The sequence below is a fragment of the Bacillus sp. z50 genome (assembly GCF_058313585.1).
Map to the genome: position 1 here is coordinate 1 of NZ_JBZFQL010000009.1, position 14024 is coordinate 14024.

Sequence of the window (14024 nt, forward strand, 5' to 3'; positions counted from 1 at the left end):
AAATAGTCCGGTAATGATGGCGAAGAGGCCACACCCGTTCCCATTCCGAACACGGAAGTTAAGCTCTTCAGCGCCGATGGTAGTTGGGACGCGAGTCCCTGTGAGAGTAGGACGTTGCCGGGCAATTCATATTGTTCCGCAGTAGCTCAGTGGTAGAGCACTCGGCTGTTAACCGAGCGGTCGTAGGTTCGAATCCTACCTGCGGAGCCATTTTTTTGTCCTGTTTATTGTGCTTCCATAGCTCAGCAGGTAGAGCACTTCCATGGTAAGGAAGAGGTCAGCGGTTCGAGCCCGCTTGGAAGCTCTCGAAAGTAGTTATGACTTTAACATCTTATGAATGGCCCCTTGGTCAAGCGGTTAAGACACCGCCCTTTCACGGCGGTAACACGGGTTCGAATCCCGTAGGGGTCACCAATTAATATGGAGGATTAGCTCAGCTGGGAGAGCATCTGCCTTACAAGCAGAGGGTCGGCGGTTCGATCCCGTCATCCTCCACCATTTAAACCAAAAATATTACCAAAAAATACTTGGTGAAATTATAATCCATATAGGTTATACTAACTAAGTGTTCTTCAAAAGAAGGTTTAAAACTAATATGCCGGTGTAGCTCAATTGGTAGAGCAACTGACTTGTAATCAGTAGGTTGGGGGTTCAAGTCCTCTTGCCGGCACTCTTAATATCGGAGGGGTAGCGAAGTGGCTAAACGCGGCGGACTGTAAATCCGCTCCTTCGGGTTCGGCAGTTCGAATCTGCCCCCCTCCACCATTATTTTAATAAGCTTTGAGTAATGGACAAGATATTGTCCCTTTTTTTCTTTTTGGGCTATAGCCAAGCGGTAAGGCAACGGACTTTGACTCCGTCATTCGTAGGTTCGAATCCTGCTAGCCCAGCCATTTAGAGCCATTAGCTCAGTCGGTAGAGCATCTGACTTTTAATCAGAGGGTCGAAGGTTCGAGTCCTTCATGGCTCATTTTGCGGAAGTAGTTCAGTGGTAGAACATCACCTTGCCAAGGTGGGGGTCGCGGGTTCGAATCCCGTCTTCCGCTCCAAAATTTTATACGACTATTTTAAACCTTAAATGCATTGCATTTTAAGGTTTTTTTTATTATAAAAACCATTAAGCCCTGCGATAAGAAGAATTGGCACGCATCAAAAGCAAGAATTAAACTATTCAGCTACCGTTTTATTGGTACTAAAGAGGCTCTTTACTCTTGAGAAACGATTTGCGAGACTGAACTAAGCTAATAAGGTATGATAGAAGTTAAGTGTGTACTTTTAAAACCATTATATAAGCGATCTATAGATTAAAGAGTATTAGCATAAAGGTTCGGTGAATGACATTGCCTGATCGATAGGGGAAAAGGTGCTCTTTAAGTAATGCCAGTACGTTTGAAGAAGTTAATCTGGTTATGATATATATCAACAAATCCTGTCGATTATATATAGATGTTTTATAAAGAATCTACGGTTTGTTTGAGAGGTAGGTTAATTCAAGAATAAGGCATGGGGTCAAACGTAAAGAAAAACGACATTGAATGATAAATAGTGAAGGGCACAGGAGAAAATTTATATGACTGTCTCCTGGCTGTATACTTAGTACAGTAAAAGTTGACCCTTATCCGGAATGGATGAGGCAATGAATAGGGCCTATTCATTCTGGGTCTAAATATAATGAGTGAAACTAATACCAATTGGGATTTTGTTAGCCGTCAGTGGATACCAGAGATCATCATTCCACAAAGAAAAGCAGCAACCTTTTTAGGATTACTGCTTTACATATCTTGTGTGAGTTTGATAGAGATTGATTAATGAGTCCAGTTCAGTACTTGCTTTGATGACATCAGAGTCAAGCATTGAAGTTGAAGAGGCAAGTAGTATCATTCTTTGGCGGCATTGTTCAATATCCTTCATAAGTATATGTAGTTCCAAGTCTTCACTCCTATCTGCAAGAGGTTTTGTTACCTTTATTACCCATATTTATAAAGATTAAACAGTGTGTCAATGTAAAAAACAAAAATTATTTTTTATTGAAACTTTTCTCAAGGCCAGTGCGTATAAATGCTGAAGGCCGCCAATGCGGAGGATGGACAATTTGGAAGGACTTATTAAAGAAAGAATACAGGAAGTGCTGGGTGGTAAACAACAGGCATATGAAGACATCGTTCAGTTTTATAAAGACAGAGTATTTCAATTGTGCTATCGCATGCTGGGTGACCGCCATGAAGCAGAGGATGTGGCACAGGAAGCTTTTTTACGGGCATATATGAATATACACACTTTCCAGATGAACCGAAAGTTCTCCACCTGGTTATACCGGATTGCTACAAATTTATGTATAGACCGTATACGTAAAAAGAAGCCGGATTATTATCTCGATGCAGAAGTAGCAGGTACAGAGGGGCTTGATATGTATTCACAGATTCCATCGGATACAAAGTTACCTGAGGATGAACTGGAGAGTTTAGAGCTTAAAGAAAAAATGCAAAAGGAAATTCAGAATCTGCCTGAAAAATACCGCTCAGTTATTGTATTAAAATATGTGGATGAGTTATCTCTGAAAGAAATTAGTGAAATCCTTAATTTACCGGTAGGAACCGTGAAAACACGAATTCATAGGGGAAGAGATGCACTGAGAAAATCGATGCGATCTATATAAATGAGGTGGATTAAAATGAAACAATGCCCAGAAAACATCGCAGATTATATGCATGATTATCTCGACGATGACATTAATGAAGAACATTCCAATGTGCTTCTTTCGCATATAGCAGAATGTGATGAGTGTAAGAAAACCTTTCACGAGTTGAGTAAAACAGTTGCCTTTCTTCAAAGTAACCATATTACAGCACCTAGCGGATTTACCGCAAATGTAATGAGAAATCTACCTAAACAATCGAAAAGGCGAAGGTTTGAAAAATGGCTGCAGCGCAATCCAGTGTTAATTGCCGCTTCGCTCTTTATTCTATTGATGGGCAGTAGCTTATTTTCCTATTGGGGAGAGGATGAACAGTTCTCATTCTCTAAAGACCCTAACTTGGTCGTCGAAGGACAAACTGTGATTGTTCCGGAAGGAAAGACGGTCAAAGGGGACCTTGTTGTCAAAAATGGAGATATAAAAGTTGAGGGCAAAGTCAATGGGAACGTAACGGTTATTAATGGAGATAACTATTTAGCAGGAGCTGGTGAAGTGACTGGAAATATAGAAGAGATTGATCAACTGTTTGAATGGATTTGGTTTCATACTAAGGATATAGCATCAAGAGTTTTTTAATCTATAGATAGAAATAGACCTATTTAAGGCAATCCACCGCGGATGGCCTTTTTCTTTTTCTATCAATGAATTTGGGACTGAATTCTTAGAGTTTGTGGAACAGTATGTTATAATAGTGGGGTTATACAACATAGCGGTATATACACCGTTCATGGGAAAGGACATGACTGGAGGAAATGACATGCCGTTTCTAAACAACTTTTCTTTATTAGATTATATTATCAACATAACCGACATCTTTCTCGTTTGGTTTGTTTTTTATAAATTATTGCAAATTATTAAAGGGACAAAAGCCGTACAGCTATTACGTGGAATCCTTTTAATTGTGATTGGACGCTTTGCGAGTGAAATCCTTGGCTTAAATACAATGAGCTATTTAATGGAAAATGTAATGACTTGGGGAGTTTTAGCCATCATTATTATCTTTCAGCCTGAATTACGACGAGCGCTCGAACAGTTGGGGAGAGGCCGTTTATTTTCCAGGACAAATTTTCAGGAAGAGAATGTGCAGGAGCAAACAATTGAAGCTATTATTAAATCGACAACCTATATGGCCAAGCGCCGGATTGGTGCCCTTCTTTCAATTGAAAGAGAGACGGGTCTTAATGATTATATTGAGACAGGTATACGTCTCGATTCCAGAGTGTCATCTGAGTTATTAATTAATATTTTTATACCGAATACACCACTGCACGATGGAGCGGTAATTCTGCAAAATGGCACAGTTGCTGCAGCAGCATGTTATCTTCCTTTATCTGAAAGCCCATTTGTTTCAAAGGAACTGGGAACAAGGCACAGGGCGGCGCTGGGAATAAGTGAAGTTACCGACAGCTTGACAATCGTTGTTTCGGAAGAGACAGGGAATATTTCTTTAACGAAAAACGGAGAGCTTTATCGGAATCTTTCGTTAGATGAACTGCAAAATATGCTTGAAAATGAATTGTCCATAAATAATAAAACGACCTCTTCGAATCTTTGGAATTGGAGGTCGAGAAAAGATGGATAAACTTATTTCTAGCAGTTGGTTTATGAAAATTGGGGCTTTTCTGATTGCACTATTCCTGTTTTTCTCTGTCAATAGTAACCCAATCAATAATTCCAGTAATCCTTATAATACACCTTCAAGCACAGAAACAGCCACGATTAAAAACGTGCCTGTTGAGGTTTATTATGATACCGATAATTTAATTGTCAGCGGGATACCCGAAACTCTGGATATTACGATTGAGGGACCTAAGAGTATAGTTATAACTGCTAAATCTACAATGGACTTTGAGATTTATGTAGACTTATCCGATCCTAAAATTGGTTCTCAAAAGGTACCAATCAAGGTAAAGAATTTATCGGATAAAATTAACTATACACTGACACAGGCCAATGCAACAGCAGTGGTAGAGGAGAAGGTAACAGAGAACTTCAAAGTCGAGGCTGAATTTGATAAAACACTATTAGCAGAAGGATATTCATCAGACCCGCCATATCTAAGTCCAACAGAAGTGGAAATAACGGGTGCCAAGAGCCATGTCGATAAGGTTTCTGTTGTAAAAGCAACTGTTAAAACGGACTCACATGTAACGAATGATATTCTAACTGAAGCAACAGTACAGGCATTTGATAGCAATATGAACTTGTTAGATGTGAATATTGAACCTAGTACAGTTGATATCTCGATAAATGTAAACAGTCCTTCAAAAGAGGTCAGCCTATCTGCTAAAGCTACAGGAGCACCGCCTGAAGGAGTTAAAATTGAAAGTATTAAAATTGATTCGGAGACAGCTACCATCTATGGAGGAGAATCCATTCTTAAAGATATAAAGGAGATAACGGTACCTGTTGATGTCAGCAATATTGATGAGGATACTGTAATTGAAATTCCAGTCAGCTTGCCTGATGGAGTGGTTGGATCTTCTATAGATACGGTTAAAGTGACAATTAAGATAAAGAAGGAAAATACTCAAACAATCTCGAATATACCTATTGAAATAAAGGGACTAGACAATGAGAAATATGAGGCGGAAATTCTTAATCCTTCAAAAGGGATGGTGGACCTGGCCATTGAAGGCGAGGCATCTAAGATTAAATCCCTGAAATCCAGTGATTTTGATATATTTATCGAGGTAAAAGAGTTAAATGTAGGAAACCATACAGTACCCTTAAAGGTGAATGCACCAGATGAGGTACATTGGGAACTGCCTAACAATAGTAAGACAATTACAGTGGAAATCTCAGAAAAAAGTTCAGATGGATAACAACCTACACTCTTTCATAAGACAGTTAGGTATATATAGGCAATAAAATATGAAGTGTATTAGTAGAAGGAGAGATTTTTAATGGGTAAATATTTCGGTACAGATGGTGTGAGGGGTGTAGCAAATAGCGAACTGACACCGGAGCTTGCTTTTAAGCTAGGCCGATTTGGAGGATATGTGTTAACAAAACATAATGAAAACCGTCCAAAAGTAATCATTGGCCGTGATACAAGAATATCCGGCTTCATGCTGGAAAGTGCCCTTGTAGCAGGTCTGCTCTCAATTGGAGCGGAGGTCATGCGCTTGGGAATCGTTTCAACACCTGGAGTTGCTTATTTAACAAAAGCATTAGGCGCAGAAGCAGGTGTAATGATTTCTGCCTCCCATAACCCTGTAGCGGATAATGGTATTAAATTCTTCGGATCTGATGGGTTTAAGCTTTCAGATGATCAGGAAGAAGAGATTGAAGCATTATTAGATATGGAAGAAGATCAACTCCCAAGACCAATCGGAGAAAACATTGGTAGAATCAATGATTACCTCGAAGGTGGGCAAAAATATATTCAATACTTAAAACAAACGGCGGACGAGGATTTCACAAATATCCATGTAGCCCTCGATTGTGCACACGGAGCTACTTCTTCTTTAGCAACACACTTGTTTGCTGATTTAGATGCTGATGTTTCGACTATGGGTGCTTCACCAAATGGTCTTAATATTAATGAAGGAGTCGGATCCACGCATCCAGATAAGCTGGCTGAATTTGTTCTCGAAAAGGGAGCGGATGTTGGTCTGGCTTTTGATGGAGATGGAGATCGATTAATAGCTGTCGATGAGAAAGGTAAAATCGTTGATGGAGATCAAATTATGTTCATTTGTGCAAAATACATGAAAGAACATAACCGCCTTAAGCATAATACAGTTGTTTCAACAGTTATGAGTAATATGGGATTTTATAAAGAATTAGATGTAAACCAAATCTTAAGTGCGCAGACAGCTGTTGGAGATCGGTATGTTGTAGAAGAAATGAAAAAAGGTGGATATAATCTTGGCGGAGAGCAATCAGGGCATATTATTTTCCTTGATTACAATACAACAGGAGACGGATTGCTGACAGGTGTACAGCTCATTAATATTATGAAGCTGACAGGTAAGCCACTTTCAGAACTTGCAGGCGAAATGAAAGTTTATCCACAAAAACTTGTTAATATCCGTGTAACAGATAAGCATCATGTAACGGATAATGATAAAGTGAAGGCAATTATTGATCAAGTGGAAGAGGAAATGAGCGGAAACGGGAGAATTCTTGTTAGACCGTCCGGAACTGAACCACTCGTTCGTGTAATGGCTGAGGCACCTACACAGGAACAATGCGATCAATACGTTGAGAGAATTGCCGATGTTGTAAGGGCAGAGATGGGCTTATAATAATAATCAATAACAATTAATGCATAAGGGGAACAGTTCTTCCTCTTATGCATATTTTATATATGTATAGCTGAATTATGAGATTTAAATGTATATTTTTGTAAATGTTGACGGAATGAGAGCAAATAGTGTATGCTGAAAATTGAGTTCAAAATAGAAGAGGAGGGAAGATGTTATTTAGTTATTAAAGCGCCAGGACTGGAGTAACCCAGTTGACGAGGTGGAGGTTATCGATCTTTCGGCGGATGCCTTCCGGTTGCATGCACAACTGACCCTCTTTTTACTAAATCAGTTTGGTGACAAATTGGACAGAATAAAAAGAGATGCATATATCAACTAAAAATTATTCAGAGATAAGGGGGCAAGTGTGCCCCCCTGGGCATTCTTGTTCCCTTCATCTTTTTTATAGGAGGATAAACAAGTATGTGTGGAATCGTAGGATATATTGGACATCAAGATGCTAAAGAAATTTTACTAAAAGGCTTAGAAAAGCTTGAATATAGAGGATATGATTCAGCTGGTATTGCTGTTATGAATGAGAACGGTGTACATGTGTTCAAAGAAAAAGGAAGAATAGCTGATTTACGTGAAAGCGTAGATTCATCTGTACAATCTTCTAAAGGAATTGGACACACTCGCTGGGCAACTCATGGAGTACCAAGCATAAGAAATGCTCACCCTCACCAAAGTTCGAATGGACGTTTTACGATCGTTCATAACGGTGTAATTGAGAACTATGAATTATTAAAGAGGGAGTACCTTCAAGATACTGATTTAGTGAGTGATACGGATACTGAGGTAATCGTTCAGCTTATCAGCAAATTTGTTGAAGAAGGACTTAACGTAGAAGTAGCTTTTGCAAAGGCTCTGGGTCTATTGCATGGTTCATATGCAATTGGCTTACTGGATGCACAAGATGAAGAAATCATTTATGTAGCTAAAAATAAAAGCCCATTATTAGTAGGTGTAGGTGCTGATTTCAATGTAATCGCTAGTGATGCGATGGCTATGCTGCAAGTAACAGACCAGTTTGTTGAACTTATGGATAAAGAAATTGTTCTTGTTACAAAAGATCATATCACCATTAAACAATTGGACGGTACAGTAGTTACTCGTGAGCCTTACACAGCACAGCTGGATGCAAGCGATATTGAAAAAGGAACGTATCCGCACTACATGCTAAAAGAAATTGATGAGCAGCCTTTAGTAACTCGTAAAATCATTCAAGCTTATCAGAATGAAGCGGGTGAGCTAAAAATAGACGACGCAATTATTAATGCGATAAATGAAGCGGATCGTCTGTACATTGTTGCTTGTGGAACAAGCTATCATGCTGGCCTTGTTGGAAAACAAATGTTTGAAAAAATGGCGAAAGTACCGGTAGAAGTTCATGTAGCTTCCGAATTTGGCTACAATATGCCTTTACTATCAGAAAAACCATTGTTCATTTTCATTTCCCAAAGCGGAGAAACAGCAGATAGCCGTGCCGTACTTGTGCAAGTAAAAGAGATGGGCTACAAAGCCTTAACGATTACTAATGTACCTGGGTCAACATTGTCTCGTGAAGCTGACTTTACGTTGTTATTACATGCTGGTCCTGAAATTGCGGTTGCATCTACTAAAGCATACACAGCACAAATGGCTGTATTAACAATCCTGGCGGCTGTTGTGGCGAAAGAAAAAAATCAATTAGCAGATTTTGATGTAGTAAAAGAATTGGGAATCGTTGCGAACGCAATGGAGGCTCTATGTGATGACAAAGATAAATTCGAAATGATTGCACGCGAATATCTTGCTGTTACACGTAATTGTTTCTTTATTGGACGTTCTGTCGATTATTTCGTTGGCCTTGAGGGTGCGTTGAAGCTAAAAGAAATTTCCTATATTCAAGCGGAAGGCTTTGCCGGCGGTGAACTAAAACACGGTACAATTGCCTTAATTGAAGAAGGAACACCTGTTATTGCTTTGGCAACACAGGAAGCTGTAAACTTAAGCATCCGTGGTAACGTAAAAGAAGTGGTTGCACGTGGCGCTAACCCTTGCATCATTTCCATGAAGGGACTTGATCAAGAAGGAGACGCATACGTACTTCCAGAAGTTAACCCAATGTTAACACCTCTTATCTCTGTAATACCATTACAACTAATTGCTTACTATGCATCCCTTCACCGTGGCTGTGATGTGGATAAACCTCGTAATCTAGCAAAATCGGTTACGGTTGAGTAAGGAATCAATATAGTATAAACTCAATACCCAGCTACTCTTCGTTTGAAGGGAGCTGGGTTTTTTGAATTTGATAGAGGAAATTTTAGATGTACAATTAGTAAACTCATCCTTACTAGGTTATTTCTAAAGGTTAAGACTAAATGGGCTGTACACAAGAGCAAGTATATCTGGCTTCCCAGTACAGCCTATTTGTATATTCATACTCCCTAATTTACGAAAAATATAGAGGAGAATACAAATATAAGTTTGATAGACTAATGAGTCTGCACATTTTACATATTACTAAGCCGGTAATGATTTAATTTTGTTGAAGAGTTAGTAACTGTTTTCTCAAACAAATCACTCTTATAACGGAATACTATCCTTTAATAAAATTATACAAAACTTATATTTTTTCTATATATTTTGGTTTAAGTATCCGTGATTACGTGAATATAGTAAATGATTACAAAAAACTTACAAAGGGGAAATGAAAATTGAGTATTTTACAGAAAATAGCACTTGTATTAACGATCATTGGAGCTATAAATTGGGGGCTGATAGGTTTGTTTCAATTTGATCTTGTAGCAACTTTATTTGGAGGACAGGATGCCATTCTTTCTCGAATCGTCTATGCGTTAGTAGGTATTGCTGGTTTAACTAATATTGGGTTGCTCTTTGCTCCATCAAAGGAATCACGTATTGCGGCTTAATGATAATTTTAATCTCCCCCCTCTTTAAAGAGGGGGGGTGTTTATGGGAAGATAGATGAGCTGACTAAAGATGAGGTCCTTTTCCTTGGACCTCTATTTGCCTAATGGGTGAACCTCAGGTGAGCTAATGAATTTTTATAGAGAAGAACGTAAGCGGTATATACATATTCTTGTTTAAGTTAGAAAATGGATAAAAAGTTCAAAATTGAGTAAGACACAGATAGCCCCGTGTAGTATCTTTTTATAGCTTCCCTCTTCATCCTCCTTTTAGCATAAATTTAAAAAGGTCGGCATATCGACCAAATTCATAAATGAAAATGATTGACAACATTCTGTAAAATCATGTAATGTATTATGTAACCGGTTACATATGGTACCGGTACCATATTTTGTTTGGAGATAAAATGGCTACTATAAAAGATGTTGCAAAGTATGCAGGAGTTTCTGTAGCGACTGTATCGAGATATTTAAATCAAGGCTACATAAGCGAAAAGGCACGTATGCAAGTAGAGGATGCAATTAAAGAATTAGGATATCGGCCCAGTATAATTGCTAGATCCTTGAATACAAAGCAGACAAATGCAATTGGGCTCATCATACCAGATATAACAAACCCTTTCTTTCCAGAGCTGGCAAGAGCAGTGGAAGACGCAGCATATGAAAATGGCTACACGGTTATTCTCTGCAATACAGATGAGCAGGCGGAGAAAGAACGCCAATACATTGAAACACTAACGAGAAAGTATATAGCAGGTATTATTTTGGCAACAAACGAGTTGGATAAGGAATATTACAAAAGCCTTAATGTCCCATTAGTGGCGCTTGATCGGTCAATTGGCGAAGGTTTTCCTACAGTAATGACCCAGAATATAGAAGGGGCGAAACTCGGATCTGAATTTTTGCTTAGGCAGCAAATCAATCATCTTGTTTGTTTACGCGGCCCAGATGGACTGAAGCCGGCTGATGATCGATTGAAAGGATTTTTACAAGCTACTGAAACCAGCCAGATTAAAACTACTATACTTGAGTGTCCATTTGATTTTAATGAGGCTGAGCAGATTGTTTTTAAATTATTGAAGGAGGACTCATCGATTGATGCAATTTTTGCCTGCAGTGATGTTTCGGCAATAGGAGCATTAAAAGCAGCCCATTCTCTCAAAATAACAGTGCCCGATCAATTGCAAATTCTCGGATTTGATGGGATTATGCTTGGACAGATGACGACACCTGGGTTATCGACAGTAGCACAAAATATTTATGAGCTTGGTTCTAAAGCAACTAAATTACTGATTAAACAAATTGATGGAGAATTACTCGAACAAATGACTGAATTTGTAGCTCCGCAATTAACCATAAGAGATTCAACAAAGGGGGCAATTCAATGATTACCATAATAGGGAGTATAAATATGGACTTAGTTTGCCAATCAGGGCTATTCCCTCAGCAGGGTGAAACAGTACTGGGAGAGCGGTTTGAAACAATTCCTGGTGGAAAAGGAGCTAATCAAGCAGTTGCTGCAGCCCGCTTAGGCAGCCAGGTTGCGATGATCGGTGCAGTGGGTAACGATAGCTTTGGTGACATGCTGATTGATAACCTTGAAAAAGAAAAAATTGATACAAATGGTGTAAGCAAGGTATCTGAAAGCACTGGTATAGCTAATATCATTGTGCATAATCAGGATAACCGCATTATTGTTGTGCCAGGTGCGAATTTTAAAGTAGATAAGACCTTGATAGACAAACACCGCAGGACAATTGAACGGTCAAAACTGGTCATCATGCAGCTTGAAATTCCGGTGGAAACAGTAGAATACACTTTGGATTTATGTTCCGAATTAAAGGTTCCCGTAATTGTAAATCCTGCTCCAGCCCAAAATTTCCGAGTGGAATGGATGGATAAGATTACGTTTTTAACACCTAATGAAACAGAATGCAATGTAATATTGGGTCTTTCAGCAGAACAAGCAGTTAGAGAGTACCCAAATAAATTAATAGTGACCTTGGGAGATAAAGGAGCTATGTATAGTGATGGTAATGAGATTATCCATGTAGAAGGATACAGAACGACCCCGGTTGATACGACGGGTGCAGGCGACACATTTAATGGCGCTTTTGCTCATGCCTATGTAAACGGAAAATCTCTTAATGATGCAACTCATTTTGCCAATATTGCAGCTTCGTTATCGGTTGAAGGATTTGGCGCTCAAGGCGGAATGCCTGGAATAGATGCGGTTGAGGCAAGGTTAAGGGGGAAGCTTGATGAAGAAAAAGGGAATCATTAATCGTGAATTAGCCGGTATTTTTGCCAAGCTTGGCCATACAGATCAGATTGTGATTGCTGATTGCGGACTTCCAATTCCAGATGGAACTGTATGTATCGACTTAGCCTATAAGCTCGGAGAACCAGGATTCATTCCTGTTTTGGAAGAGGTTTTAAAAGATTTGGAAGTAGAGCAGGTCTTTATAGCAGAGGAAATGAAGGAAACAAATCCTGATATAAACCACTACGTTCATGAATGCTTCAATGATATACAGAAGGTAACGCATGAGCAATTTAAAATACAAACAAAGGCAGCTAAAGTAATCATTCGTACCGGTGAAGCTTCGCCATATGCAAATATTATTTTACAGAGTGGCGTTATTTTTTAACAGAGGGTGGGTGAACGGCAAATGATTCAGATGTCCGGTATTTCAAAAGCATTCAGTGGTAATGTCGTACTCAGGGATGTCCAATTTGAATTGCTTAACGGAGAAATTCATGCGCTTATGGGAGAGAATGGAGCAGGAAAATCTACACTGATGAAAATCATGTCAGGTATTTATACGAAGGACAGCGGAGAGGTAAGAGTCGACGGTCAATTGATGGATTTTAAGTCGGCGAAGAATTCTGAGAACCAGGGTATCCATGTGATTCATCAGGAGTTAAATATTTTACCTGACCTTACCGTGGCCGAAAATCTATTTCTCGGCAAGGAACTAGAGTATGGACTTGGAGTTTTGAAACGTAAAGAAATGGAACAGGAAACAAAAAGGCTATTGAAAAAGCTAGGCCTGGATGTTCATCCACGGACCAGAGCGGGAGACTTATCGGTCGGGAAGCAACAAATTATTGAGATTGCAAAAGCGATTGCTTCTGAAGCCAAATATATTGTTATGGATGAACCTACTGCTGCCTTGACAGACCGTGAAATCCAAACCCTGTTTAAAACAGTTAGAGAGCTGAAAAGCAAGGGAATTTCATTCGTCTATATTTCCCACCGTATGGAAGAGATATTTGCAATTTGTGATCGGATTACGGTATTGCGTGATGGAGAATATGTAGGAGTGAAGGAAATCTCGGAGACAACATTCGATGAAATCGTTGCTATGATGGTTGGACGTCAGTTAGGAGAACGATTCCCTTCCAGAAATGCCAAGATAGGCAACAAGAAGCTGGAGGTGAAGGGTTTAAGTGCGGATAATGCCTTTCAGGATGTGTCATTTACCTTGCATCAAGGGGAGGTATTGGCACTCTCAGGATTGATGGGGGCTGGTAGAACTGAAATAGCAGAAGCTCTATTTGGACATAGGAAATCTACCCAGGGGGAGATTTTTATTGATGGTCAGAAGGTCCAAATTAAAACTCCCATAGAAGCTATGAAGCTTGGAATTGGTTTGGTGACAGAGGATCGAAAATCAAAGGGATTAATATTAGATTTCTCAATTAAAGAGAATATTATGTTGGCAAATTTAGAAAAGGGCTCTAAAGCTAGCGTTATACAGCCAGGCAAGGAGAATGAGTTTGTTCAAAATTACATAAATCAGTTACGAATACGCTCCTCTGGTGCAGAACAAATCGTTAAGTCTCTATCAGGCGGTAATCAACAAAAGGTTGTTATTGCCAAGTGGCTCGGCACTCAACCAAAAATTCTGATTCTGGATGAACCGACACGAGGGGTTGATATTGGCGCTAAGAAGGAAATCTATCACATTATCAATCAATTAGCCGAGGCTGGGGTAGCTATTTTAATGATTTCTTCAGAACTACCGGAAGTCATAGGTATGGCGGATAGAGTGCTAGTGATGCAGGAAGGTAAATTGACAGGGGTAGTAGAGAAGAAAGATATGACACAAGAAAGAATCATGCATTTTGCGACAGGGGGAGAGAAGATTGTCTAAA

The 14024-nt window shown here is 39.3% G+C and carries 12 protein-coding genes, 9 tRNA genes and 1 rRNA gene; 21 read left to right on the forward strand and 1 reads right to left on the reverse strand.

What is annotated here, in order from left to right:
- Positions 1 to 6 precede the first annotated feature (6 nt).
- The 10 genes from rrf (at position 7) to AC4G3N_RS17830 (ending at position 1049) form a co-directional block, all read left to right on the forward strand.
- Positions 7 to 123, forward strand: a 5S ribosomal RNA gene (rrf, locus tag AC4G3N_RS17785).
- A 12-nt stretch (positions 124 to 135) separates the two neighbouring features.
- Positions 136 to 210, forward strand: a tRNA-Asn gene (locus AC4G3N_RS17790).
- 21 nt (positions 211 to 231) lie between these two features.
- Positions 232 to 304 (forward strand) — tRNA-Thr (locus AC4G3N_RS17795).
- Between the two features lie 35 nt (positions 305 to 339).
- A tRNA-Glu gene (locus tag AC4G3N_RS17800) sits at positions 340 to 414 on the forward strand.
- A gap of 8 nt (positions 415 to 422) precedes the next feature.
- Positions 423 to 498 (forward strand) — tRNA-Val (locus AC4G3N_RS17805).
- Positions 499 to 597: 99 nt separating this feature from the next.
- Positions 598 to 670: transfer RNA gene (locus AC4G3N_RS17810), tRNA-Thr, on the forward strand.
- Between the two features lie 11 nt (positions 671 to 681).
- Positions 682 to 765, forward strand: a tRNA-Tyr gene (locus AC4G3N_RS17815).
- A gap of 53 nt (positions 766 to 818) precedes the next feature.
- A tRNA-Gln gene (locus AC4G3N_RS17820) sits at positions 819 to 893 on the forward strand.
- Positions 894 to 897: 4 nt separating this feature from the next.
- A tRNA-Lys gene (locus AC4G3N_RS17825) sits at positions 898 to 970 on the forward strand.
- A gap of 4 nt (positions 971 to 974) precedes the next feature.
- Positions 975 to 1049 (forward strand) — tRNA-Gly (locus AC4G3N_RS17830).
- A 715-nt stretch (positions 1050 to 1764) separates the two neighbouring features.
- On the opposite strand, the gene AC4G3N_RS17835 is transcribed toward AC4G3N_RS17830, so the two are convergent.
- Entirely contained in the window at positions 1765 to 1929 is a 165-nt protein-coding gene (locus AC4G3N_RS17835; RefSeq protein WP_077247995.1) for an aspartyl-phosphate phosphatase Spo0E family protein, read from the reverse strand.
- Positions 1930 to 2083: 154 nt separating this feature from the next.
- On the opposite strand from AC4G3N_RS17835, the gene sigW reads away from it, so the two are divergent.
- The 11 genes from sigW (at position 2084) to AC4G3N_RS17890 (ending at position 14023) form a co-directional block, all read left to right on the forward strand.
- Positions 2084 to 2656 carry an RNA polymerase sigma factor SigW gene (gene sigW / locus AC4G3N_RS17840; RefSeq protein WP_375138423.1) on the forward strand — a complete coding sequence of 191 codons (573 nt, stop codon included), beginning with the start codon at positions 2084 to 2086 and terminating at the stop codon, positions 2654 to 2656.
- A 15-nt stretch (positions 2657 to 2671) separates the two neighbouring features.
- A complete protein-coding gene (locus tag AC4G3N_RS17845; RefSeq protein ID WP_140462300.1) occupies positions 2672 to 3271 on the forward strand; it encodes an anti-sigma factor family protein in 600 nt (199 codons plus the stop codon).
- A 181-nt stretch (positions 3272 to 3452) separates the two neighbouring features.
- Positions 3453 to 4277 carry a diadenylate cyclase CdaA gene (gene cdaA / locus AC4G3N_RS17850; protein WP_066102658.1) on the forward strand — a complete coding sequence of 275 codons (825 nt, stop codon included), beginning with the start codon at positions 3453 to 3455 and terminating at the stop codon, positions 4275 to 4277.
- Complete coding sequence (locus AC4G3N_RS17855; protein WP_066102655.1) at positions 4270 to 5520, forward strand: CdaR family protein; 1251 nt, start codon at positions 4270 to 4272, stop codon at positions 5518 to 5520. Before cdaA ends, AC4G3N_RS17855 begins: the two co-directional genes overlap by 8 nt.
- An 81-nt stretch (positions 5521 to 5601) precedes the next feature.
- Complete coding sequence (gene glmM / locus AC4G3N_RS17860) at positions 5602 to 6948, forward strand: phosphoglucosamine mutase (RefSeq protein ID WP_066102649.1); 1347 nt, start codon at positions 5602 to 5604, stop codon at positions 6946 to 6948.
- Between the two features lie 423 nt (positions 6949 to 7371).
- Positions 7372 to 9174: a glutamine--fructose-6-phosphate transaminase (isomerizing) gene (gene glmS / locus AC4G3N_RS17865; protein ID WP_491090890.1), complete on the forward strand. Its 1803-nt coding sequence runs from the start codon at positions 7372 to 7374 to the stop codon at positions 9172 to 9174.
- A 476-nt stretch (positions 9175 to 9650) separates the two neighbouring features.
- A complete protein-coding gene (locus tag AC4G3N_RS17870; RefSeq protein WP_066102643.1) occupies positions 9651 to 9866 on the forward strand; it encodes a DUF378 domain-containing protein in 216 nt (71 codons plus the stop codon).
- A 404-nt stretch (positions 9867 to 10270) separates the two neighbouring features.
- Positions 10271 to 11251, forward strand: coding sequence for a LacI family DNA-binding transcriptional regulator (locus tag AC4G3N_RS17875; protein WP_066102639.1), 981 nt, complete (start codon positions 10271 to 10273; stop codon positions 11249 to 11251).
- Complete coding sequence (rbsK, locus tag AC4G3N_RS17880; protein WP_066102636.1) at positions 11248 to 12147, forward strand: ribokinase; 900 nt, start codon at positions 11248 to 11250, stop codon at positions 12145 to 12147. The genes AC4G3N_RS17875 and rbsK overlap by 4 nt, the downstream gene beginning before the upstream one ends.
- Positions 12125 to 12514, forward strand: a complete 390-nt coding sequence (gene rbsD / locus AC4G3N_RS17885; protein WP_066102633.1) for a D-ribose pyranase — start codon at positions 12125 to 12127, stop codon at positions 12512 to 12514. Before rbsK ends, rbsD begins: the two co-directional genes overlap by 23 nt.
- 21 nt (positions 12515 to 12535) lie before the next feature.
- Entirely contained in the window at positions 12536 to 14023 is a 1488-nt protein-coding gene (locus AC4G3N_RS17890) for a sugar ABC transporter ATP-binding protein (RefSeq protein ID WP_491090894.1), read from the forward strand.
- Position 14024: the final 1 nt, after the last annotated feature.

Excerpts from the sequence above, each read along its gene's own strand:
- sigW (WP_375138423.1), top strand. The coding sequence starts at position 2,084 with ATGGACAATTTGGAAGGACTTATTAAAGAAAGAATACAGGAAGTGCTG.
- AC4G3N_RS17845 (WP_140462300.1), top strand. The coding sequence starts at position 2,672 with ATGAAACAATGCCCAGAAAACATCGCAGATTATATGCATGATTATCTC.
- cdaA (WP_066102658.1), top strand. The coding sequence starts at position 3,453 with ATGCCGTTTCTAAACAACTTTTCTTTATTAGATTATATTATCAACATA.
- AC4G3N_RS17855 (WP_066102655.1), top strand. The coding sequence starts at position 4,270 with ATGGATAAACTTATTTCTAGCAGTTGGTTTATGAAAATTGGGGCTTTT.
- glmM (WP_066102649.1), top strand. The coding sequence starts at position 5,602 with ATGGGTAAATATTTCGGTACAGATGGTGTGAGGGGTGTAGCAAATAGC.
- glmS (WP_491090890.1), top strand. The coding sequence starts at position 7,372 with ATGTGTGGAATCGTAGGATATATTGGACATCAAGATGCTAAAGAAATT.
- AC4G3N_RS17875 (WP_066102639.1), top strand. The coding sequence starts at position 10,271 with ATGGCTACTATAAAAGATGTTGCAAAGTATGCAGGAGTTTCTGTAGCG.
- rbsK (WP_066102636.1), top strand. The coding sequence starts at position 11,248 with ATGATTACCATAATAGGGAGTATAAATATGGACTTAGTTTGCCAATCA.
- rbsD (WP_066102633.1), top strand. The coding sequence starts at position 12,125 with ATGAAGAAAAAGGGAATCATTAATCGTGAATTAGCCGGTATTTTTGCC.
- AC4G3N_RS17890 (WP_491090894.1), top strand. The coding sequence starts at position 12,536 with ATGATTCAGATGTCCGGTATTTCAAAAGCATTCAGTGGTAATGTCGTA.